18 protein-coding genes, 1 other RNA gene and 2 pseudogenes are annotated in these 20,546 nt (G+C 36.4%); 5 read left to right on the top strand and 16 right to left on the bottom strand.

Annotation, left to right across the window (positions count from 1 at the left end; translation table 11 throughout):
• Positions 1-81: 81 nt before the first annotated feature.
• Together ABLB96_RS07175 and ABLB96_RS07170 are read left to right on the top strand one after the other, a co-directional pair.
• Positions 82-213: pseudogene (locus ABLB96_RS07175) on the top strand (hypothetical protein); the annotation flags it as partial.
• 636 nt (positions 214-849) lie between these two features.
• Complete coding sequence (locus tag ABLB96_RS07170) at positions 850-1,134, top strand: hypothetical protein (RefSeq protein ID WP_348896110.1); 285 nt, start codon at positions 850-852, stop codon at positions 1,132-1,134.
• 126 nt (positions 1,135-1,260) lie between these two features.
• Here ABLB96_RS07170 and ABLB96_RS07165 read toward each other — a convergent pair.
• Positions 1,261-1,464: pseudogene (locus ABLB96_RS07165) on the bottom strand (helix-turn-helix domain-containing protein); the annotation flags it as partial.
• An 85-nt stretch (positions 1,465-1,549) separates the two neighbouring features.
• On the opposite strand from ABLB96_RS07165, the gene ABLB96_RS07160 reads away from it, so the two are divergent.
• Positions 1,550-2,715, top strand: a protein-coding gene (locus tag ABLB96_RS07160) for an IS3-like element ISAba21 family transposase (RefSeq protein WP_085947548.1) whose coding sequence is annotated in 2 segments (ribosomal slippage) — positions 1,550-1,808 and positions 1,808-2,715 — 1,167 coding nt in all. Because the reading frame shifts where the segments join, the coding sequence is not laid out codon by codon here.
• A gap of 29 nt (positions 2,716-2,744) precedes the next feature.
• Here the strand turns inward: ABLB96_RS07160 and ABLB96_RS07155 are convergent.
• On the bottom strand, positions 2,745-3,548 hold the full coding sequence (locus tag ABLB96_RS07155; RefSeq protein ID WP_348897822.1) for an AraC family transcriptional regulator ligand-binding domain-containing protein: 804 nt from the start codon (positions 3,546-3,548) through the stop codon (positions 2,745-2,747).
• A 271-nt stretch (positions 3,549-3,819) separates the two neighbouring features.
• Here ABLB96_RS07155 and ABLB96_RS07150 point away from each other — a divergent pair, with 271 nt between their 5' ends.
• A complete protein-coding gene (locus ABLB96_RS07150) occupies positions 3,820-4,899 on the top strand; it encodes a DUF6670 family protein (protein ID WP_348897821.1) in 1,080 nt (359 codons plus the stop codon).
• A gap of 115 nt (positions 4,900-5,014) precedes the next feature.
• Entirely contained in the window at positions 5,015-6,493 is a 1,479-nt protein-coding gene (locus ABLB96_RS07145) for an NAD(P)/FAD-dependent oxidoreductase (RefSeq protein ID WP_348897820.1), read from the top strand.
• A 177-nt stretch (positions 6,494-6,670) separates the two neighbouring features.
• On the opposite strand, the gene ABLB96_RS07140 is transcribed toward ABLB96_RS07145, so the two are convergent.
• The 14 genes from ABLB96_RS07140 to ABLB96_RS07075 all read right to left on the bottom strand — a co-directional run bounded on the left by ABLB96_RS07140 (position 6,671) and on the right by ABLB96_RS07075 (position 20,422).
• Positions 6,671-7,609, bottom strand: coding sequence for a metal-dependent hydrolase (locus tag ABLB96_RS07140; protein ID WP_348897819.1), 939 nt, complete (start codon positions 7,607-7,609; stop codon positions 6,671-6,673).
• Positions 7,610-7,611: 2 nt separating this feature from the next.
• Entirely contained in the window at positions 7,612-8,520 is a 909-nt protein-coding gene (locus ABLB96_RS07135) for an alpha/beta hydrolase (protein ID WP_348897818.1), read from the bottom strand.
• Positions 8,521-9,152: 632 nt separating this feature from the next.
• Entirely contained in the window at positions 9,153-9,638 is a 486-nt protein-coding gene (locus ABLB96_RS07130) for an NF045616 family extracytoplasmic (lipo)protein (RefSeq protein WP_348897817.1), read from the bottom strand.
• Between the two features lie 31 nt (positions 9,639-9,669).
• A complete protein-coding gene (locus tag ABLB96_RS07125) occupies positions 9,670-10,125 on the bottom strand; it encodes an NF045616 family extracytoplasmic (lipo)protein (RefSeq protein WP_348897816.1) in 456 nt (151 codons plus the stop codon).
• 1 nt (position 10,126) lies between these two features.
• Positions 10,127-10,792, bottom strand: coding sequence for a zinc protease (locus ABLB96_RS07120; RefSeq protein WP_348897815.1), 666 nt, complete (start codon positions 10,790-10,792; stop codon positions 10,127-10,129).
• Complete coding sequence (locus tag ABLB96_RS07115; RefSeq protein WP_348897814.1) at positions 10,770-11,312, bottom strand: PAAR domain-containing protein; 543 nt, start codon at positions 11,310-11,312, stop codon at positions 10,770-10,772. Before ABLB96_RS07115 ends, ABLB96_RS07120 begins: the two co-directional genes overlap by 23 nt.
• Before the next feature lie 28 nt (positions 11,313-11,340).
• Positions 11,341-11,724, bottom strand: coding sequence for a PAAR domain-containing protein (locus ABLB96_RS07110; protein WP_348897823.1), 384 nt, complete (start codon positions 11,722-11,724; stop codon positions 11,341-11,343).
• Positions 11,725-11,973: 249 nt separating this feature from the next.
• Entirely contained in the window at positions 11,974-12,924 is a 951-nt protein-coding gene (locus ABLB96_RS07105; protein ID WP_348897813.1) for a hypothetical protein, read from the bottom strand.
• Between the two features lie 227 nt (positions 12,925-13,151).
• Positions 13,152-13,742 (bottom strand): hypothetical protein, encoded by a 591-nt coding sequence (locus tag ABLB96_RS07100; protein WP_348897812.1) that lies wholly within the window; start codon positions 13,740-13,742, stop codon positions 13,152-13,154.
• Positions 13,743-14,167: 425 nt separating this feature from the next.
• Positions 14,168-14,526: a transfer-messenger RNA gene (gene ssrA, locus ABLB96_RS07095) on the bottom strand.
• A gap of 160 nt (positions 14,527-14,686) precedes the next feature.
• Positions 14,687-16,669: a gamma-glutamyltransferase gene (ggt, locus tag ABLB96_RS07090; protein ID WP_348897811.1), complete on the bottom strand. Its 1,983-nt coding sequence runs from the start codon at positions 16,667-16,669 to the stop codon at positions 14,687-14,689.
• A gap of 304 nt (positions 16,670-16,973) precedes the next feature.
• Positions 16,974-18,500, bottom strand: a complete 1,527-nt coding sequence (locus ABLB96_RS07085) for a DHA2 family efflux MFS transporter permease subunit (RefSeq protein ID WP_348897810.1) — start codon at positions 18,498-18,500, stop codon at positions 16,974-16,976.
• 6 nt (positions 18,501-18,506) lie between these two features.
• Positions 18,507-19,658: an EmrA/EmrK family multidrug efflux transporter periplasmic adaptor subunit gene (locus ABLB96_RS07080; RefSeq protein ID WP_348897809.1), complete on the bottom strand. Its 1,152-nt coding sequence runs from the start codon at positions 19,656-19,658 to the stop codon at positions 18,507-18,509.
• A gap of 266 nt (positions 19,659-19,924) precedes the next feature.
• Positions 19,925-20,422, bottom strand: a complete 498-nt coding sequence (locus ABLB96_RS07075) for a thioesterase family protein (RefSeq protein ID WP_348897808.1) — start codon at positions 20,420-20,422, stop codon at positions 19,925-19,927.
• Positions 20,423-20,546: the final 124 nt, after the last annotated feature.

Genomic DNA, 20,546 nt, shown 5'->3' with positions numbered 1-20,546 from the left:
ATTTTTAAAGCTATATTTAGATAGATTGAATTAGAGGAGAAATTAAGCAAACGACTACAGACGCCCACAAAGCTTCAATCAAGATTTTTTTTAAACTTTTATTTTTGATTTGAATTTTTTCTAAATGCAAACTTAGGTGAAAAAATAAATGGAATGACCCGTAAAGATTGGGATCAGCACCGTGTATTAATTAATTATCGTTATACGTTTTAAATTTTATATAATGGTTTAGTTTAACTTTATTATCTTTATTAATTTACCTATTTTAATGGATTAATTTTTGAGTTTAATTAAAATATAAAATTATGATTAAAATTTTTATAATATTTTATTTAAATTGAATTGACCTATTAAAAACTTATGATTATTATGGTCTCGCTGGCCTACATTGCCAGACGGTTTTAGCAGACCGTAGATCCACGGCGGGTTATAGTTCTACTATAAGTCGTTAGACCCTTGCGTCCCTTTTCTTTGCGGTAGGACGAGAGGGGGACGCGCTTGCGCGTGCTGGTTCCATGGATCCCAGTCTGCTAACCCCTTTTCGTTCTACCACCTAAATCAATTGACGGTGATTTTGGGTGGTAGGACTCCATAAATTTTAAGGAGTTGACCATGCCACTATATAAACTTATCCCCTCTCCCCTATAAACTTTTTATTTATTTAAAACTTAGGTTTTCTATTATCTAATTTTTTAAATCTATAAATTATTTTTATTTTAAAATTTTAATCATTTTATTTTCCTTATTTTATAGGCGGATTAATTACATCCTAAAAAATGATTTTAAAACTTTAAATATAGCTATTTATTTTTTCTCATTGAGATATCCCCAAATCATCACGAGAATAATATGAAATTTTATAAAACTCTTTTGGTTTTAGGCCTAGTTATAGGCGATTACAGCGTTTCGGGTTGTGACATCCACACTCAACAGGAGTTTGAAAAAATTTGCCTGTCGGGTGGACACACCCTCGCAAGTTGCGACTGTATTTACCAACGGCTTGAAGAAGCGTATTCGCCTCAGCTTATGCAGCGCCTAGAACATGTCAGTTTGCAAAGTCCTGCTCTCCCACAGGACTTTGCCCCTACTTTTTTTAGTGTGATGCGGCGGTGCGATAAAAACGACATGGGCTAAGCGTTTGGCTTAGCTCCTCTATCTCTGTGTCGCAATGGTGGGTTACTTTAAATCAGCGCAAAAAATTAAAGTTCTGTTGTGGCATGGGGGCCTGATCACATTAAAAATATAACTAGAATTAAACTTTTAAAGTTTAATATTCATTTTTTGAAAAGATTTACGATATTCTGTTGGCGTGAGAGTCTCCCACTGTTTAAAAGCGCGACTAAATGCGCTTTGTTCTGCATAACCCAATAAAAAAGCAATTTTAGATAAAGATAAATCTGTTTCTACCAAATAATTTTTAGCAAGCTCTTTTCTTATATTTTTTACAATATCAGAGTATTGCAATCCACGTTGATTAAGCTTTTGATGTGTGCTGAGAAAACAGGAGGTTTTAACTTGGTAAACTATAGACACTCATCAGGAGTTTACCATGAGCAAGAAACAGAAGACTTACACCGCAGAATTTAAAGTTGAAGCAATAAAATTGATTGAAGCCAATCAAGGCAATGTATCGGAAACAGCCAGACAACTTGGCATTTCAATGCAAACTCTTTCAAATTGGAATAATAAAGCAAAGACTGGCACCTTAGCAGGCACTAAACAATATTCACCTGATCTAAATGCCTTACTCGAAGAAAATAAAAAGCTCAAACAACAGCTCAAAACAGCTGAAATGGAACGTGAATTTCTAAAAAAGGCAGCAGCGTACTTTGCGAAAGAAAGTCAGTAAGGTACGCCTATATGAAACAGCAAAGATATTTATTCCCGATTAGCTTTATGGCTAGATTACTTCACGTTTCAGTGTCACGATTTTATGATTGGCTAAAACGAGGCATGAATAAAAGATTGGTTCAGCGAAATCAACAGACAATTTTGGTCAAAATAGCTCATGAGGAAACTAAACAAAGCTATGGCTATATTCGATTAACTAAGCATTTACAAGCGCAAGGTATCAAAATCAGTACGTATGCTGTACGTCAAATAAAAAAGCTCAACCAGCTGTATTGTAAGCGTCATAAGCGTTTCAAAAGAACTACGAAGAGTGATCATAATCGAGCGATCTACGCAAATTTACTAGAGCAACAGTTTTCAATGACTAAGCCCAATCTTGCATGGTCAAGCGATATTACATACATTTGGACTGCTGAAGGTTGGTTATACTTGGCAGCAGTAAAAGACCTGTACACGAAACAAGTGGTTGGCTATAGCTTAAATGAGCGTATGACCGCACAACTTGTTTGCAATGCACTGACTATGGCGATTCGTAATCAAAAACCAACGAAAGGCTTAATTATTCATTCGGACAGAGGCAGCCAATATTGCAGCCATGAATATCGAAAGATACTGGAAAAATGTGATTTTCAAGGTTCAATGAGCAAACGTGGGGACTGTTACGATAATGCACCGATTGAAAGTTTCTGGGGCATACTCAAGAATGAATTAGTGCATCATTGCAACTATAAAACCAGAGATGAAGCTAAAGCAGATATTACAGAATACATTGTGTTATTTTATAATCAGCGAAGAATTCAAAAGAGTTTGGATTTTAAAACGCCAAATCAAATAGCAGAGAACTTTTATCGGTTAGCTGCCTAGCATATCCCAAGTGAAAGTCTCCTGCTAATTCAGCACATATCATTTCTATAAAATGTACGTACAGATAAATCCATTTGTATTGCGATATTTTGTACGGTGGGCTCTTTATTATTAAGCGTTTGAACAATGACTTCTTGTAGCTTTTTTAGAAAGCTATCAGCATTTGGTAAGGCTTTTAATAGTACTTCAGCTTGTTTATTAAGTAATTCTTTTAAATATGGATCCCCAGTTGGAATAGGTAAATAAAGCATATCAATAGGAAACCATAAACGTAAAGCATCTGAGTCAAAACTAACAGGACAACCATATACTTCTTCATGATGTCTTATTATTTTAGGTTTGGTTGCTGAAAATTCAATTTTTAAAGGTTTAATATTATTATAGTGCAGTATATTTTGAAGTAACTTTAATACTCCAGAAATAAGTACCTCATTAGATAACTGGGAGTTTTTAACAATGACGGGTGTCCATGTCATTGCGAACTTATTTTGTTCAATATTTATAGAAAACTGCGCACTATTTTGTAATAAAGGCTGAAAGTTTTTAAAACTTTCAATAAAACTGATTACATTAGGGCTAGATAACGCTAAATATCCCAAAATATTGATATGACAAGGTTCAATCAGACTGCCAATATAATGCCCTAACACTGGAACAGGATATTTTTCATAAATAAGTTCCAATATTTCCCACCAAACTTCTAAAGGAATCCGTTCTCGTCCTTTATATTGTCGAAGCAAAGTATTGACCTGATCAATATCTAACTGATTATTATGTATATAACTTTCAACTAATTCCAATAATATTCCAGGAATAGTAACTATTTCTGTCATAACATTCTCAGTGGCATAAAAAGATAAATTATAAAATTTAGTGTCAAGACAAACTGAAATACTAATCGTAATATCTTGGTTCTGAATCAATTCTACAGAAATCACATTTTCAATAATGTGTCATGTTAGGACAATTTTGTTTTATCCAGAGATTTATCTGCTAAGGATTTGGAAAAATGCAATAAGTTAGGATAGAAATAGAATAAAGTGAAGTGACGTCCTCAAGCATGATTACATAATTTAAGAAATACAATAGGTAAGAGGACATTTCATGAGAGAGCAAAAATCTTCCATTCTTTCAAAATGTATGGGGGGAGCCTTGATTGGCTTAAAGCCAATAGCTGATTCTGCTAGTTCTGGCTCTGTAGCACCATTTAAGAATCCACAAATCATGATTCCTCGCTTTAATGATAATTGGTATTGCTGGTCACATTTTGGTTTGTTTTTTTCTGATTTACCTGAACCACATCGTTTTCTGAATATTATGATCTTGTTTGGTACCCCAGGGGCAATGGCGTTTGATCATGATTATTTAGTGAAAAATGATTCTCCGAGAACAACAGCGACATTATTTTCTGGTACCGCTGCATGCTCAGATTTTTTACTCAAAGGTTATATCATTAATGAAGAATGTCATGCGAATGCAGATGGCAGTGATATCACATTTGGACAAGAGTTAAAAATAGAAGGTAAATATCCGCATGTAAAATTAATTGGAAATTACGCTGGGTTAGATATTGATATTCAAGTTGATATTACCGATCAAGTTTCATACTTTACAAAAAGTTTTATTTACGATCATTTAAGTTTATTAGCAACTTATGAAGGCCGAATCATATTTAATGGTCAGGAAACACCTGTTAAAGGATTATGTACTTACGAATATGCTCGCGCTTTTGGTTTATATAGTTTAAAAAATCGACCTATTGATTACCGTCATAAAATTCCTTTAAATTTCTTTACTTATCAAATTTTAAAAATTGATCAAGATATTCAAGTATTACTGACTAAAGCTGAAATATTAGGTGTGCCCGTTTGTTATTGCATCCATGTACGTCGTTTAAACCAATCTTCTGAATATTATGATGACGTAAAATTTGAGGTTTTAGAATATTACGAACAAGAAAAAGTGGGTCTCAATGGTGGCTCAACGAAAGTACCTAAAAAATTATCTTGGATCGCCAAAGATAAGCAAGGAAATGTTCTTTTGTCTATCTTAGGTGATGCGGACACTGAATACCATTATGGTCATGGTGTGGGTTATTCGACCTGCTATAAATTTCATGGTGAGTTTGAAAATAGACCAATCGAAGGTCGATGTTATATGGAATATGTCGATATCCCATATTAAGTGTTCTTTCTTTATTTAATTCTTAATTACAGTTTGGACCTAATAATCAAAGGTTCTTGTATTGCCTCTACCTTTTAGAAAGAACTTAACAAATTTAATGTTTAAGGAAAGTGAAATGAGTCAACTATCAACATCAACAGACTCAAAGATTATAAATCTTGAAGTGATTGTAATTGGCGCTGGACTGTCAGGAATTGCGGCAGGAATAAAATTACTCAAATCAGGCATTAAAGATTTTTTAATTCTTGAAAAATCCCATGAAATTGGTGGAGTGTGGAGAGATAATACCTATCCTGGCTGTGAATGTGATATTCCTTCAGCACTCTACTCCTACTCTTTTGCACCGAATCCCAAATGGAACCATGTTTTTGCCAAACAAACTCAAATTAAGGAATATATAGAAGATGTTGCACATCAACATCATCTATATCCAAAAATTAAATTTAATCAAGAATTACAACAAGCAAAATGGCTACAACAAAAGCAATGTTGGGAAATTAAAATAGCCGAAACAACGTATTATGCAAAATTTGTTTTTTTCGCAGGTGGACCATTAAGCCATCCAGCAATACCTAAAATCAATGGTATGTCAAAATTTAAAGGCAAAATGTTTCATTCAGCACAATGGGACCATTCCGTTGATTTAACAGGTAAGCGAGTTGCGGTTGTAGGTACAGGAGCTTCTGCAATTCAAATTATTCCAGCCATTCAAAAGCAAGTTGATCAGCTTTATGTATTTCAAAGAACGGCTCCATGGGTTATTCCTAAACCCAATATGGAACTAGGTAAACTCTCACAAAGTGCAATGAAAAATACGCCACTCCTTTTAAAATTTGTTCGATTATCGACAGACATTTCAATGGAATTATTGAGTCAAGCTGTAAGTCATCCAAAGTCTTTAGAAGCGACGGGTAAAGTATTGATCCAATGGATGCACTCTCAAATCAAAGATCCTAACTTACGTAAAAAAGTGACTCCACAATTTACGATGGGATGTAAAAGGATTCTCTTTTCAAATACTTATTATTCGGCTTTAGCAACAAGCAATACCACCGTCATTGCCCAAGGTGTCGAAGAAATGACCGAAAATGGAATTGTTGTCGATGGTAAAGAAATTCCTTTAGATATTATTATCTGGGGAACAGGCTTCGAAGTTACTCAAGCCCCAATTGCTAAGAAAATTGTCACAAAAACAGGAGAAACTCTCGCTGAAATGTGGTCAAAAAATAAAATGCAAGCGTATAAAGGCTGTGTAATTCAGAATGTACCAAATGCAATTTATGTATTAGGGCCTAATAGCTTAAATTATAATTCTTTTATTACTACGGCTGAAATTCATATTGGATATGGAATTCAAGCCATGAAATCAGTCATTAAAAAGCGTAAAAACTCTTTTGAAGTAAATTCTTTAGCAAATGATTCATATAATCAAAAATTACAACATGCTTTAGATAAAACAGTTTTTAATCGTGGTGGTTGTGTGAGTTATTATCTTGATGATCAAAGGGTCAATGTATCGAATTATCCTTGGACAATACAACATATGAGAAATGATCTCAGATATTTTGATGAACAGAATTATTCTTTCATATAGCCAATAAAGTTAAAAAAGCAGATATTTGATATATCTGCTTTTTTTTGCGCTTTATATCACGCCAAACTATAAAAAAATTGAGTGGCATTTCTTTTAAATACCACTCAATTTTCAGGATTTGACTAAAGGTTAGAAAATACTTTGCATCACTTGAAAGCTCTTTTAACCATATAGCCTTTAAGCAGTAGCAAGGGCGGCTGCTTTAAGTGCTTTGACTGCCGAAGAATTTTCCATTACTTGTAATGCTTTTGCTGTGTCACCCTCATAATATGGATGGTAACTCGGTCTGATCCAACGTTTTAAACTGCCCACCATTTCAACAAAACTAGGCACTTGTTTAGATCTTGCATTTTCAACGACTGATTGCTTTGCCACATTGAACAAATCAAGTTTTAGAGGAACATTAAGTTCTCTATCACCCTTGGCCAAGCTTTTAAAGCAATGATGCAAAATCATAATAAAGGATGGTGCAACAGCAGCCATAATTGCTTGACGTTGGAGATACGCAAAGTTTTTATTTTCCTCACCACATAAATGCATATATAAATCAAAAGCGACACTACGATGTTCAACTTCTTCGGCAAGATGCCAAACAAACAAAGCTGACATGGCCTCATCAGCCATTTGCTCTTGCCAAGGCTGTGTATCTAAACACCAAGTACCTAACATTGAAGTAAAATGCTCAACTGATGCCGCAATACCCACCCTTACAGTAAGCCAGTGAGGCTGCAAGCTTTTAGGTAAAGTTAAACCGAGTGGTGAATCAACTCCTAACTTTTTAAAAGCTAGTTCTATATAGTTTAATAGTCCGTCAATATCATAGCCGTAATGACGTAAATAATCCTGTGCGACCTTATGGGCAGCAGCATGATGTGCTTCTTGGGCAATAAAACCTTTGACATCAGAACGTAATTTTTCATCAGTCACAAAAGGTAATGCTTGATTAAATACACGACACATCCAAAGCTCACCTACAGGGAGGATTAAATGCACAGCATTAATTAAATGAGTTGCAAATGGATTGTCATAAATCCAGTAGTGTGGAGTTTGACTGAAATCAAACTTTACTTTGCGCTGTTTAATCGTGTGATTTTCTAAACGTTGTAATGGATGCATATCTATTCTCCCACTTTGACTGCATTTAAAAAATGCAGACTTAATTCTTGAGCATTTTGGTTAGGAATCCAGTGCGTAGCATCTAAAAATGCTTCACGATAAGTGTTGCTAAAATATTTTTTATTTAGGTGAGCACTTTTTTCCCATACGGCAATATCTTTTTTTCCCCAGACAAATAATGTGGGTACAGTGATTTTTTGAAAGATTGATCTTGGAGATGTCAGCGGCATACTTCGATACCAATTAATTGCCGTACCGATACGATCTTCCTCAATAAAATTTTGATTAAAATCTGCTATTTGTTCATCAGTCATTCCAGAGTTTTTAAGAAAATAATGTTTAAATTTAGGCATTTTTTTAAACACAAATTCTGGAATAACAGGTAACTGAAAAAAAGCCATATAGTAGGATGCAAAAATTTGCGCACTACTAAACATGGCTTGGATAAAAGCGCCCTTATGTGGAACCGAGACTAGTGTTAGGTGTTTAATTACTTCGGGATTTCGTCTTGCAAGTTCGCAAGCGACTATTGAACCCCAATCATGACCAATCAAATATACAGGCTGTTGAATCTTTTTAATAAATTGATAAACATCGCCAGCCAGTTGATCAATACGATATTGAAAGCGCCCTTTAGGAGAAGCATGCTTACTATAACCACGCTGTTCAATCGCAAAAGTACGATAGCCATGTTGAATTAAAATATCACTGAGTTTTTCCCAGCTGCTGGCAACTTCCGGAAAACCATGTAATAAAATTACTGGCTTACCATCAAGTGGACCTGTATCAATAACTTTAAATTCAAATTCACCATGATTAAAATGTTGAATGCGCTGCGCTAAATAATTTTCGCTCTCAAATTTGAACTTTTCAGATAGATCAGGCTTAGATGTTTTTGCTTGAGTACTCATGTATATCCCTATAGCAAAATAATGGTTATGCATTTCATACTGGCGAATAGCAATACTCTATTTCTGACAGACACATTGAATAATTGCTAATCTGAGTAGGAATTTATAATCAGATTATCTTATGACTCAGAGGAATGTCTTGACAGCGATAGCCTTAGATTTGACTTTTTGTGCCATTATGAAAGAAATATTAATTTGGGGTTTTCCTTCATGAAAAACTACATGAAGCATTCATCATGAAGGGTAATGTTGTTTTTTATATTGCTGTTAATCCCTATCTCGAAAGGTAGGACACTTCCATAGGTGTTGGGTTCTTGAAGCCAACTTGCCCCTCTTTTTCGCTCTACCACCCTAATTAATTGACGGTTATTCTTAAGGATAGAGCTCCATAAATTCTAAGGAGTTGAGCATGACTATTTTTAAATTAACCCCTCTCCCTTTTAATTATTTTATTTATTTAAAATTTAGGCTTTAGGGTCTAAACGGTTGGCTTAGCCCCTTTATCTCTGTATTGCAAAAGTTTCTTACTTTAAATCAGCGCAAAAAATTAAAATTCTGTTGTGGAAATGGAGAGCTATAAACATGAATACATGTGTCATATATAGAGTATCCATGACCTCTTTAAAAGTATTCTAATTAAAAAAATTAATTAACCAATAATAGAGATTTTTTAATTTAGTCCAAAGGCCATTACTAGAGTAATCATATTGGTTAGTGCCACAATATATACCTTTATCAAGGTCTACTTTAGCTTCTAATAGTACAGTTTTACCTTCACTAGTCCTATTTACGCAAATTCTTTGTGTATATGATTGGTCTGTCTCAAGAACAACATCATATGGAAAAGGCTCTTTAAATTCAGAAGATTTAATTTTAATACAGTTTTCTTCAATAATAGGCATTTTAAGATTCAAATAAGTCTTTGAATACGAAGAGTGAAAAGCATTAATTCCATCTACTTTTCCCATATAAATTAAAGTCTGATTTCCATATGCTTTATCATATCCTCCTTTTGTAAACACACACACATCACTATCTTTAATTTTTACATATAGTGTTGAACTAGGAGAAGCACTAACAGTACCACTAATAAAAAGTAGTAAATACAATAATTTCATGGCATTTCTATCTCATTTTAATAGAAACTTATTAAAAGCTAAGTAAATTAAGAATTTTTTCCCACCAAGATAAGTTTTTTACTTTACAGGTGTCTGTGAAATCTTGAATAGTTTTAGTTGCTGAATCAACACAAAAATTTTTACCAAAGCTAAATCTATCGGTTTCTAAAACCACCAAATATGGAGTGTTATTTTTATACTTAAAATTATCTTTTATTTCATTTGTTGTAATACATTTTTCTTTGTCTGGATATCTTTTCGAGGCTAATATTGATGAAATACTACTAACTTTATAAAGACCAGAATTGATATTTCGTTCATAAAGTGTAATGTCATAATCTCCACTTATATTTTTATTGTTTATATAAAAACAAGGGGAATTATCTTTTATTGTTATGTAGACTTCTCCACCTGAATATTCTTTGCTCATTGCAAAAATTTGCTGCGAAAAACATAAGCTAATGAGTATAAAAAGAGATTTATTCATATTATTTAAACCAGTAGTTTTCCTGACCTCTAGATAATGAAACTAATTGTTTATTATCTGGGTTGACTAAAAATTCAGATAAAACTTGCCGAAGATTAGGTAAATTCATAACATTTTGTTTATGAAGACGTGGACTATTGTGAATAGTTTGGTATGTATGCGTAGCATCAAAATAGTGTGAAACTATTTCAGCTTGTTGTTCCATATTGTACTCATTAAATTTTTTACTTTTGTCAGCTAAGCTATATTCATAAGCTAAACTTCTCTGGGTGTATCCACCATTGATTCCAGTGTTAATTCCCGCACGTGCATTATTAAAGCCATGTTGGTATTGCCATACATGTGTCATTTCATGAATAAACCAAATTTTTAGTGTTGCATCAACATTATCCAACCCAAAATCTTTTGTAGTATTATAATCTTCACTAGGTAGATGAATACTTCCGAAAGGAGTCATAGCATTTTTACTAGCATTTGGCATTCCTAGTAAACCGCCATTAATAATTTTTACTTTTGAATAGTCAATGGAATCTTTAAAGACTTCCCGTGCAAGTGTAATTTCACGAGCAGTTAAAGAACGTTGCGAACTAACTTTAACTTGTTTGACCTGATATTCATCTCCTATTCTTCTTGGTAATTTGCTTTTATCCTTTGCAACAATAGCCATTATGGTCTCCCTCTTCAGAATGTATAACTATTTCAATTTCTTCTTCATTTTTACTTGTAACTATTTCTGTATATCCTTGATCATCAGTTTTTCCGTGAGTACAAAGAGCACCTGATTTATAAATTTCATAGCATACATTGCTTAGAGGGGTTTCTGTTATTTCATCAATCAGTAAATATCTTTGACCATAGTCGTGTAAGTCAACAAAGTTATCTTTATTATTAGTCTGTGAGGTTGCGCGAGAATAAGGACTACCACTTTCCCCTACAACATGAGACTGTTGTGGTTGAATCGTTGCGCCACATGATAGCTTATCACCCACATATGCTACTGGTTTACCATCAAAAATCACATGGTCATGACTTTTAATAACTACAGACCAACACCTGCATTTAGGGCACATATGGCCATCACCAGCTCTAACAAACAAGTTTCCCATTTGAGAGCTTATTGCTTGCGTAGATGGAATAACTCCACCATGATCAGTAATAGCATTGTGAATTGCAAAACCTTTAGCCATAGACTACACCTTAAAAATTAGACATGATTCAAAAAGTTTTGAGTAAGTGCTGATCTTTGTAAATTTTGATCGCAATAGTAGTATTCGGACTCTCAATAATTTCATCCCCATTTTCTAAGCGACTGCCCACTAGAGCTACTGGTGCCCCATCAACAATACATGCTGTACCAGCACCAGAGATGATTTTGGAGGTTGTACCATCTGCATAAATAACATCATCTCCAACACGGGCAATAGATAATCCTTTTATTTTCGTATTAGTAGAAGATGCATTAACTAAACCATCATTCTGAGTTTTAGCTCCATGTACAGCTACGCAGTAGATAGCATGTGGTTTATTATTCCAATAAAGTTTTTCAGCATTAGAAATTCGTTGAATATCATTTTCTGACAGCTTTTCTAATTGTTCAATAAGAAGGTCTTTTAAAAAATAGGACTTGTCATTATGTTTCCTGTTCTAATTTTCAATATATGATATCAAAATTCTCTTAAACTAAAAAATAAGTTATATGTAATCATCTAGAATTAGTATCTTAGAAAATGATTTAAAACTTCAAAGCAAGTCATTTTATCTCAATAGAAATTTTCTTTCTGAAAGACTCTCCTTCTAAAAGATATCTTTTAATTAGTTTAACTCTATTCATTTTAATAATAGCTTTAATTACTCTTTAATTTTCATACTTCGCTCTACAGTAATATATTCATTAGGAATTACAATCTGCTTTTCAACATCTTTCAACTTGTAAGAAATTAAAGTATTTTTACCAATTCCTTGAAATGGAACTTCCATCCCCCTAAAAATAAAAATTTGGTCTTGGCTTAGTTCTTTAGTGGTCAGTTTTGGTAATTCAATTAGATTGGCATAAGGTTTTTTGATGTATAAATTCGCTTTTTCTATTCTTACACCAGTTTTTTGCATTGTGTAATGTAAAAAAATTTTGCCCACATCTCCAATCAAAAACATAAAGATTAGTGGAGTCAGAATAAGAAATAGGGCTGATTGTATAGAGTTTTTAATCCATATTTCTAATTGCTTTAACTTTGTTTCTGCAAAAGTTTTTAGATTTTCACTTGCTTTAGGATCATCAATGATATCTCTTAAATTTTCAAACTTTAAACGGTATTCTTTGACTCTCTTCTGATTGACGTAAAAAGCATAATAAAATAAAGAAATTAGACTTACTGTAATATCCATATAGGCATTAATTTTCCAATCTAGGAAAAATAAACCACGAATAATATATAGAAGGTAAATAGATACACCCAATGTGATAATACTAATCTTTGGAAATGGAAGTTTTTGCCCAATTCTTACGTGAGATGGCAAATACTTGTCAACCACACTTAAGATGAACCAAGTTACGGGTATTAAAGAGATACCAAAGAAAAATAGCATCATGCAGAACCCAGTATAAACAATAGAAAATGCTGCAAAAATTAGTAAAAAAATGAGCGTATCACCAAAGCTAATTTCCGAAGGGATATAGTTAATTGTTAAAAGATAAGCAACTAAGCACAACACCCCTATTGCGACTATGGCTTTAGTCATTGTCAGTGCAACTTCATGCCACTGCCCCAGATTATTTAAAAATCTCGTTATTAAGTTGTTCATTTGATCTAACCAAATCTTATAAATTATTTAAAAATAGATGATTACCGTTTTTCTAAACCGCTCCCCAGCGGAGTAATCATCTTTTAAAATTTCCCCAAATTTCAGAGTATGTCCCTACATAGTGTTTAGTAATGTCCAAAAATTTAGGTATAAAATACCAAGATTACTTCCCACAATATTTTGTAGATTTAGAAATCCGCATATGCGGGTTTTAAAATTTAAACATCTTAATAATTTTCAGAACTACCAGTATCTGACGTTGTAGATTCAGTAGCTGATTCCTCAACAGCTACTTCTTCTTTCTGATGTTTACTAGCCGATCTTGTTTCATTTTCTAAAGTTTCTCCCGCTGCCGCATCAGCAGCCGCTGTCGCTGATACTTGTTCCATTGTATTCGCATCAATTGCTATATCTTCACTTGTTTGCACTGGGAACTTAGCTAAATAATCTTTATGGCAATATAACTTAACCAAACTATCAAAATAGTAATTATCAGGTCCATCAAAGATAACTTGTTTTTCTGATTTAACTATAAATCTGGAGAAACCCGAATAAGCACCCCATGAATTTTTAGCATTTACCTCACCACAATTTTTAATAACATTTCTAAATTTTGCAGAATCACCATCTTTAAGATAATAGCGAACAGCATCCTCAACTTTTTTAAGTTCAGCCTGTTCTTTTAATTGTCTCTCTTGTTCTTGTTTTATTTTAAGTGCTTGTTCTTGAGCTTGCTTTTCTTTAGCAATATCTTCTGCTGATTTACCACAACCAACTAACACTAAGGAAAATAAAAATATTCCTATTATTTTTTTCACAATCTAACCCCTATATATTAGAGGTTAGACTATAACGAGATTACAAAACATTACGCAAGTAATTCTTTATAAAGAATATATAACTTTCTACTTATATTGTATTTGTTATCGATTTATTGTTTCTTCTTTCTAACTCATTCAAGCTTAATAAAATGAAAATTTAAATACATCCTTACACATTAGATTCAAGTTGGTTATATAGCTGAAATCATATTCCTAAAAATTGAAATCAATTAAAAAAACAAGGAATTTAAAAACTTAAATTTGAGGGGGCTTCAAATCATAAAAACCATATATAAAGACTTTTCTTAATTTTAGGAGAATTTAAAATTCATCTTTTTCTTTCATCGCATAGATAATTTAATAATTTAAATCTTAAAAATAAAAAACCCCGAAACTTTCGTTTCAGGGCTTTTCACGAATCTTGGTGGAGATGGCGGGAGTTGAACCCGCGTCCGCCAGCACTACGCTCGAGAATACTACATGCTTAGATATCGTCTATTGTTTTAACACCAAGTGACCCGACGAACAGGGTACAAGTTGCGATCCTCTAAGTTTGGTATAAAGCCCCAAGGCTTGACTCTATACGGACTTGTGTGCGTGCGCTACGGTCGGGTTCCTAAACCACAAGTATTCTAGGAAGCGGACAAACTGCCCTTAGGCAGCTAGAGCGTAAGTTTCGTCGTTTGCGACTAAAATATGCAAATTTGATTTACGAGAGAAAATGCGCTCTCGGCATGCATCTATGAGTTTCATCACCAGCGTCGAAGCCAATAACATCCCCATGAATGTATGAGCATCATAGCATAACTAAAATAAAATACTGTGCATTTTATCAACAGTCCGCTACTGATGAACATATTTACATAATTGAGTGTCTTTTGTTTTTTTCAAGGGCCACATAAAAAAGCTGCCACAAATGACAGCTTTTTTTAAAGTTCGGTCTATAAAGCACCATTGCCTAACACAATACCTTCACGGCGTGGGTCTACCCCTCCTGCGTATTTGCTTTGGTTATCAATTTTTACTTTCATAATCGTTGAAATACCACTGGTCTGTGCAGTGTTGGCAACGCCATGCCCTTTGGCTTTTAAGCCCGCAATCAAATCAAGCATAGAAAGCTGTACATTCGAGCTATCGATATTGGTCGTTGGGCTATTGGTCGCACCAAAGTTTACAAGGGAAGTGGCTTGCTGAGCGTTTAAGTTCCAGTCTAGTGCTCCTACCAAAGTTTTTACCACAAACTGAATGATCGTACCACCACCTGGTGAACCTGTTGCCATATAAAACTCATCTGGCGTGGTGCCTTTAAACACTATTGTTGGCGCCATGGTACTCCGTGGGCGTTTGCCTCCTTCTACACGGTTAGCAACCAGTGCCCCAGTACTGTCATAAGGGTTCGCGCTAAAGTCAGTTAATTGGTTCGACAGTAAGAAACCATCCACCATGTGGAATGAACCCATGCTCGATTCAACAGTCGATGTCATTGAAACCACATTGCCGTATGCATCTACAATCGTGAACTGGGTTGTACCATGTTCAACAGTTGTGTCGACGCCCGAAGCGGTATTGAAATTACCTGCCTGAGCAACACCCATACTCTGATTCGGGTTAATCAGTGCTGCACGTTGTTTAAGGTAGTTTTTATCAATCAAGCTTGGAATGCCTTGTGCCGGCAAACGAACAAAGTCGGTGTCTGCCACATATTTGTCGCGGTCAGCATAGGCCAAACGCTCTGCCTCAGACACTAAATGCACGCCCATTACATCTGGTACACCGCCTTCATTTTCAGGGTTTTTAGGTGGATACAGCGACATATCGAAGTTTTCTAAAATACCCAGTGTTTGCGCAACCGCGATCCCTCCCGAAGATGGAGGTGGCATCGTACAAACATAGTAACGATCACGGTAAGTGGTACAAATCGGGTCGCGTTTTTTCACTTCATAGTTCGATAAATCCTGCAAGGTCATCAAACTTGGAGTAATTGGTGTACGTGCGGGGTCATCCCCAACTGTTTGACCTGCTTTTGCCACAATCGCTTGGGCAATTGGGCCAGTATGCAGTGCATTTGCACCTTGTACAGCAAGTGCTTCGAGTGTTTTTGCATATTCTTTATTGGTCATGATTTCACCCACTTTGCGTGGTGAACCATCCGGATAAAAATAAGTCGCCATTGCATTTGCATCAAGCGCCAAATCACTTGCATTACTTGTAATTGCATCGGCCAAACGTCCCGGTATACGGAAACCGTTGTCAGCCAAACCAATCGCTTCACCAAAAAGCTGGTTCCACTTAAGTTTGCCATGCTCTTTTTGTGCTTGTTCGAGCAAACGCATCACACCCGGCACACCAATTGAACGTCCACTACGGCGGGCACTCGGTACTGGTGCAGGTGAATTCGGGTCATCCATATTTTGGCGAATTAAGTAATATGGATTGGCTGCTGCTGGTGCAGTTTCACGGCCATCATAAGCCGTAACCTTTTTGGTTTTAGCATCGTAATACATCATAAAACCACTACCAGCAATCGTACTCGACTGTGGTTCAACCAAACCAAGCACTGCTTGTACCGCAACCGCCGCATCGACTGCACTACCGCCGACTCTTAAAACATCACAACCTGCTTTTACCGCAAGTGGTGTATTTGCCACCACCATATATTTATCTGAGTATTTAACCGTGTTACCGAGTCGATAACCCGATGCGCCTTCAGGGGCTGCTGGGTCACCATTTTGGTTAGAACCCACAACCACGTTTGAACCGTCTTGTGCCAGTTTGCTACAACTGGTCGGGTCATTATCAACAATTAAATCAGGTGGGGTTGTATTTGAATCGTCTTTGGGTTGATCTGAAGAATTATCTCCACATCCTTGTAATAAACCGACTGCTAATAAACTACTGAACAAAAATGAATATCTTTTATTCACGTGATAACTCCAATATATACGCCTGCCTATCCATGCAATTGCCATGCAAGCTTCTTTGTTTTCAGGTATTAAGTTTTTTTAATCTTTGATAAAAATAAGGTTTTATAATATTGAATGTTTAAGGGCGTTTTTCCTGTGCCCTGTCTTAAGCCTCCTTGCTTGATATTACACGCTTTTATATTTGATCTGCCCGATTCTGGCATGCTTTATTTAGTGAAATACAGGCAAAATCTACCATTTATAGACTCGCTCTATTTTTTAGTAGGCCTAAAAAAAGCACCTCCGAAGAGATGCTTTTTTATATTTAGTGAGAAGGCATACCGCCCGTATTCCCTTTGGGTTTAGGACACAGCCAAATCACTAGTCCCGCAAATATAAATACAATCGCAAACAGCAAGAACACATGGTTGGCCGACATGGTAATGGCTTCTTTATCGACAAGGTTTGAAATAATTCCTAAGGTCGAGTCAGTCGTAAAACCATTTTGCAAAAGGTTATTTTGTACTTCGGTTGGGTTGAGGTTTGACACCATTTCACTACGTGCAACTTTGGCATGGTCGTCCCATACCGTCACTGCAATTGAAGCACCAATCGCCCCTGCCATGGTTCTTAAAAAGTTCATAAGGCCCGCAGCAGATGCAATTTCTTGCTGGAGTACTGAACCGAGTGCAATGTTGGACAGTGGAATAAAGAAAAATGGTACAGCAAAACCTTGTAGGATTTGCGGCCAAGCCAGTGCCATAAAGTCAGCATCTGTAGTCCAGAATGCTCGCATTAAGGTCACGCCGCCTAACAAGATTAAACCAAAACTCGCGAGCGCTCTTGGGTCATGTTTGGTCGAAAGCTTTGCCACAATCGGTGACATGGTCAAACTACCAAAGCCCATGGTTGCCGTTAAATAACCTGCCCATGTTGCAGTGTAGGAAAGGTTCATTTGTAGCCACTGCGGTATCAGTACAATACTACCAAAGAAGGCTCCAAAACCGAGTGACAGCGCCAGTACCGAGATTGCAAAGCCCCTATGCCGGAATACTTTGACATCCACGACGGGGTGCTTATCGGTCAGCTCCCATATGAGGAACACCACAAAACCAATGGCGGCAATTAAAGCTAAAACTACAATACTTGTGCTGTTAAACCAGTCGCGTTCATGCCCTAAGTCAAGCATGAGCTGTAGCGCACCAATCCAAAGTACCAATAGGCCTAAACCAACCGTATCAATTTTTAAGGAAATGGTTTCTGTTTCAGCGACTCTTAATAAGCGCATTGCAGCAAAAACACAAATAATCCCGACAGGTAAATTAATAAAGAAGATCCAGTGCCAAGATAGGTTGTCACTAATTAAACCACCTAAAATTGGTCCTAAAATTGGCCCAACGACTGTGGTCATTGCCCAGAGGCCCATCGCCTGTGCATGCTTTTCTTGAGGGAAAATACGCATAAGCAAGGTTTGACTGAGCGGCATAAGTGGACCACCACATAGGCCTTGTCCAATACGGAAAAACACCAGCATTTCTAACGATGTTGCCAATCCGCACAGAAAAGAAAAAACCGTAAAGCCAATTAAACCAAATATAAAGACCCGTACAGTTCCAAAGCGCCCAGCAAGCCAACCAGTTAAGGGTACACAAATCGCTTCTGCAACTGCATAGGACGTAACGACCCATGTACCTTGTGTGCTTGATACAGCAAGGTTACCGGTAATATGTGGTACAGAGACGTTGGCAATGGTCGTATCCAGTACGACCATAAAGTTCGACAAGGCAATAACAAACGCTGCCAGTAATAAACGGCCACCGCTTAACTCGGCAAAAGGTGTTTGCGTTTTCATAAGCGTTTACTTCGCAGATAAGTCGACTTTTGCTTCCATCGACAAGCCAACACGTAGTGGGTGTTTAGCAAGTTCTTTCGGGTCAAGTGCAATACGAACCGGTAAGCGTTGAACCACTTTAATCCAGTTACCTGTTGCGTTTTGAGCCGGAATTAAGGCAAAGGCAGAGCCTGTACCACCAGAGAAGCCCACCACTTTGCCGTGGTATTCAACGTCATCACCATATAAATCTGAAGTAAGTGTTACTGGCTGACCCGGACGGACTTTTTTCAACTGACTTTCTTTAAAGTTAGCGTCTACATATAACTCGTTGAGTGGCACAATCATCATCATGCTGGCACCCGGTGCAACGCGTTGTCCAACTTGAATATTACGACGCGTGATTACACCATCGACTGGCGCACGAATCACAGTACGTTCCAAGTCAAGCTGAGCTTGTTCTACATGCGCTTGTGCAACTTGTACATCCGGAGTCGAAGTTTCGCTTACACCCTGAATTAATGCTTCGTTTGCAGCTAAAGTACTTTCAGCAGCTTTACGGCTTGAAGATGCTTGTGCTAAACCTGCTTTAGCAAGCTCAAGCCCTGCTTTTGCTGTTTCAACCGCACTTTGTGCTTTGGTCAGTTCTTCTTTAGATACTGCACCAGAGGCTGCTAACTGCGCACGGCGATTCAGTTCTAAAGCAGCTTTGTCGTAGTCTGCCTGTGCTTGAGCAACTTGTGCTTTGGCACTATTAATTTCGTCAGCATGCACCACAACTTGAGAGTTTAAAGAACTGCTATTTGCTGCGGTTTGTTTATATTGGCGTTTTGCTTTGGCAAGCTCTGCCTCAGCTTGAGCCAATGCAATTTTGGCATCACGGTCATCAATGCGAACCAGCACGTCACCCCGACGTACTGTTTGAGTATCATTTACCAAAACCTGAGCGACCTGACCGCTAACCATTGAGGTAATCTGAGCGGTTTCTGCACCGACATAGGCATTATCCGTACTCACGGAATGATTTAAAAATAAAGCCCAAATTGCATATAAAATAGCGGCGATCAATAAAATCAGCGCAAAAAAACCAAGAAATTTTTTGCGCTTGTTTTTCATGTTGTCATCCGAGGCAGATGTTGTTGGCACTGTTTCTTGTACATTGCTTTGTGCATCAGTCATGGTATGTTCCTAAAGATGAGTTGGCTTTGCCATCAATCTCGCACTACACCTTGTTATAGAGTTTTTATTATTCTATGAACAAGACATATCGCATTGTCAAAGCAGTCAATTTTAACGCTAAAACCTCATGATATGAGAATAAAAAAATATAACTAATGCGTTCGTTCTAATTAAATTAATGTTTATCTCAAGGTTTTTATGAAAATTTTAGCTTTTTAAACACAAAAAAAGCACGCTAGGTGCTTTTAAATTGTTCAATTCATCGCCTAATAGACATATGAAGCGATCCCCGCGGCGATGGCTTTATCTTCATCATTGACCATCGTCATGCGCATAGTGCAGCCCTTACGCCCTAAACGTAACACTTCGGCGCGTGCAATAAAATACTTACCGCGTCCCGGTGCTAAATAATCTACTCGCATATCGACAGTTGCCAAACGCGTTACTTGTTTAATCGTTTCAGGCAAGGTCTCTGGTGTTGAACGTCGATATAAATGTTCCATTGCCACAATACCACCAATACTGTCGAGCAAAGTTGCAGCTACACCGCCATGTAAAACCTGAAATGCCAGATTACCAATCAGCTCAGGTTGCATTTCAACATAGCCTTCGATATGCCCATCAACCACACGCATAATCATTCCACTATGCTTAAAAAAAGGGCAGCTATTAAACGCTTTACATAATTGGTTGAGCACTACATTTAGGTCAGTTTTTGTACCTAATTGTATGTTCCCAGTCCAATTTTTCTTTTCATCACTCATACATTGCCTAAATTTAAAAGCATGATAAACACCCATAATTTTGTACAAATCCAACATTATGGGGCTACAATACAGCAGTCGGTTGACAGTAATGGAATATCCGCCAACCTATCCTAGTGTAATA

The organism is Acinetobacter sp. XH1741, assembly GCF_041021895.1.
Lineage (GTDB): Bacteria > Pseudomonadota > Gammaproteobacteria > Pseudomonadales > Moraxellaceae > Acinetobacter.
This window is presented reverse-complemented; position numbering and strand designations above follow the sequence as displayed.

Excerpts from the sequence above, each read along its gene's own strand:
- ABLB96_RS07105 (WP_348897813.1), bottom strand. The coding sequence starts at position 12,924 with ATGAACAACTTAATAACGAGATTTTTAAATAATCTGGGGCAGTGGCAT.
- ABLB96_RS07085 (WP_348897810.1), bottom strand. The coding sequence starts at position 18,500 with ATGAAAACGCAAACACCTTTTGCCGAGTTAAGCGGTGGCCGTTTATTA.
- ABLB96_RS07080 (WP_348897809.1), bottom strand. The coding sequence starts at position 19,658 with ATGACTGATGCACAAAGCAATGTACAAGAAACAGTGCCAACAACATCT.
- ABLB96_RS07120 (WP_348897815.1), bottom strand. The coding sequence starts at position 10,792 with ATGGCTATTGTTGCAAAGGATAAAAGCAAATTACCAAGAAGAATAGGA.
- ABLB96_RS07130 (WP_348897817.1), bottom strand. The coding sequence starts at position 9,638 with ATGAAATTATTGTATTTACTACTTTTTATTAGTGGTACTGTTAGTGCT.
- ABLB96_RS07150 (WP_348897821.1), top strand. The coding sequence starts at position 3,820 with ATGAGAGAGCAAAAATCTTCCATTCTTTCAAAATGTATGGGGGGAGCC.
- ABLB96_RS07170 (WP_348896110.1), top strand. The coding sequence starts at position 850 with ATGAAATTTTATAAAACTCTTTTGGTTTTAGGCCTAGTTATAGGCGAT.
- ABLB96_RS07125 (WP_348897816.1), bottom strand. The coding sequence starts at position 10,125 with ATGAATAAATCTCTTTTTATACTCATTAGCTTATGTTTTTCGCAGCAA.
- ABLB96_RS07135 (WP_348897818.1), bottom strand. The coding sequence starts at position 8,520 with ATGAGTACTCAAGCAAAAACATCTAAGCCTGATCTATCTGAAAAGTTC.
- ABLB96_RS07145 (WP_348897820.1), top strand. The coding sequence starts at position 5,015 with ATGAGTCAACTATCAACATCAACAGACTCAAAGATTATAAATCTTGAA.
- ABLB96_RS07075 (WP_348897808.1), bottom strand. The coding sequence starts at position 20,422 with ATGAGTGATGAAAAGAAAAATTGGACTGGGAACATACAATTAGGTACA.
- ABLB96_RS07115 (WP_348897814.1), bottom strand. The coding sequence starts at position 11,312 with ATGGCTAAAGGTTTTGCAATTCACAATGCTATTACTGATCATGGTGGA.
- ABLB96_RS07155 (WP_348897822.1), bottom strand. The coding sequence starts at position 3,548 with ATGACAGAAATAGTTACTATTCCTGGAATATTATTGGAATTAGTTGAA.
- ABLB96_RS07140 (WP_348897819.1), bottom strand. The coding sequence starts at position 7,609 with ATGCATCCATTACAACGTTTAGAAAATCACACGATTAAACAGCGCAAA.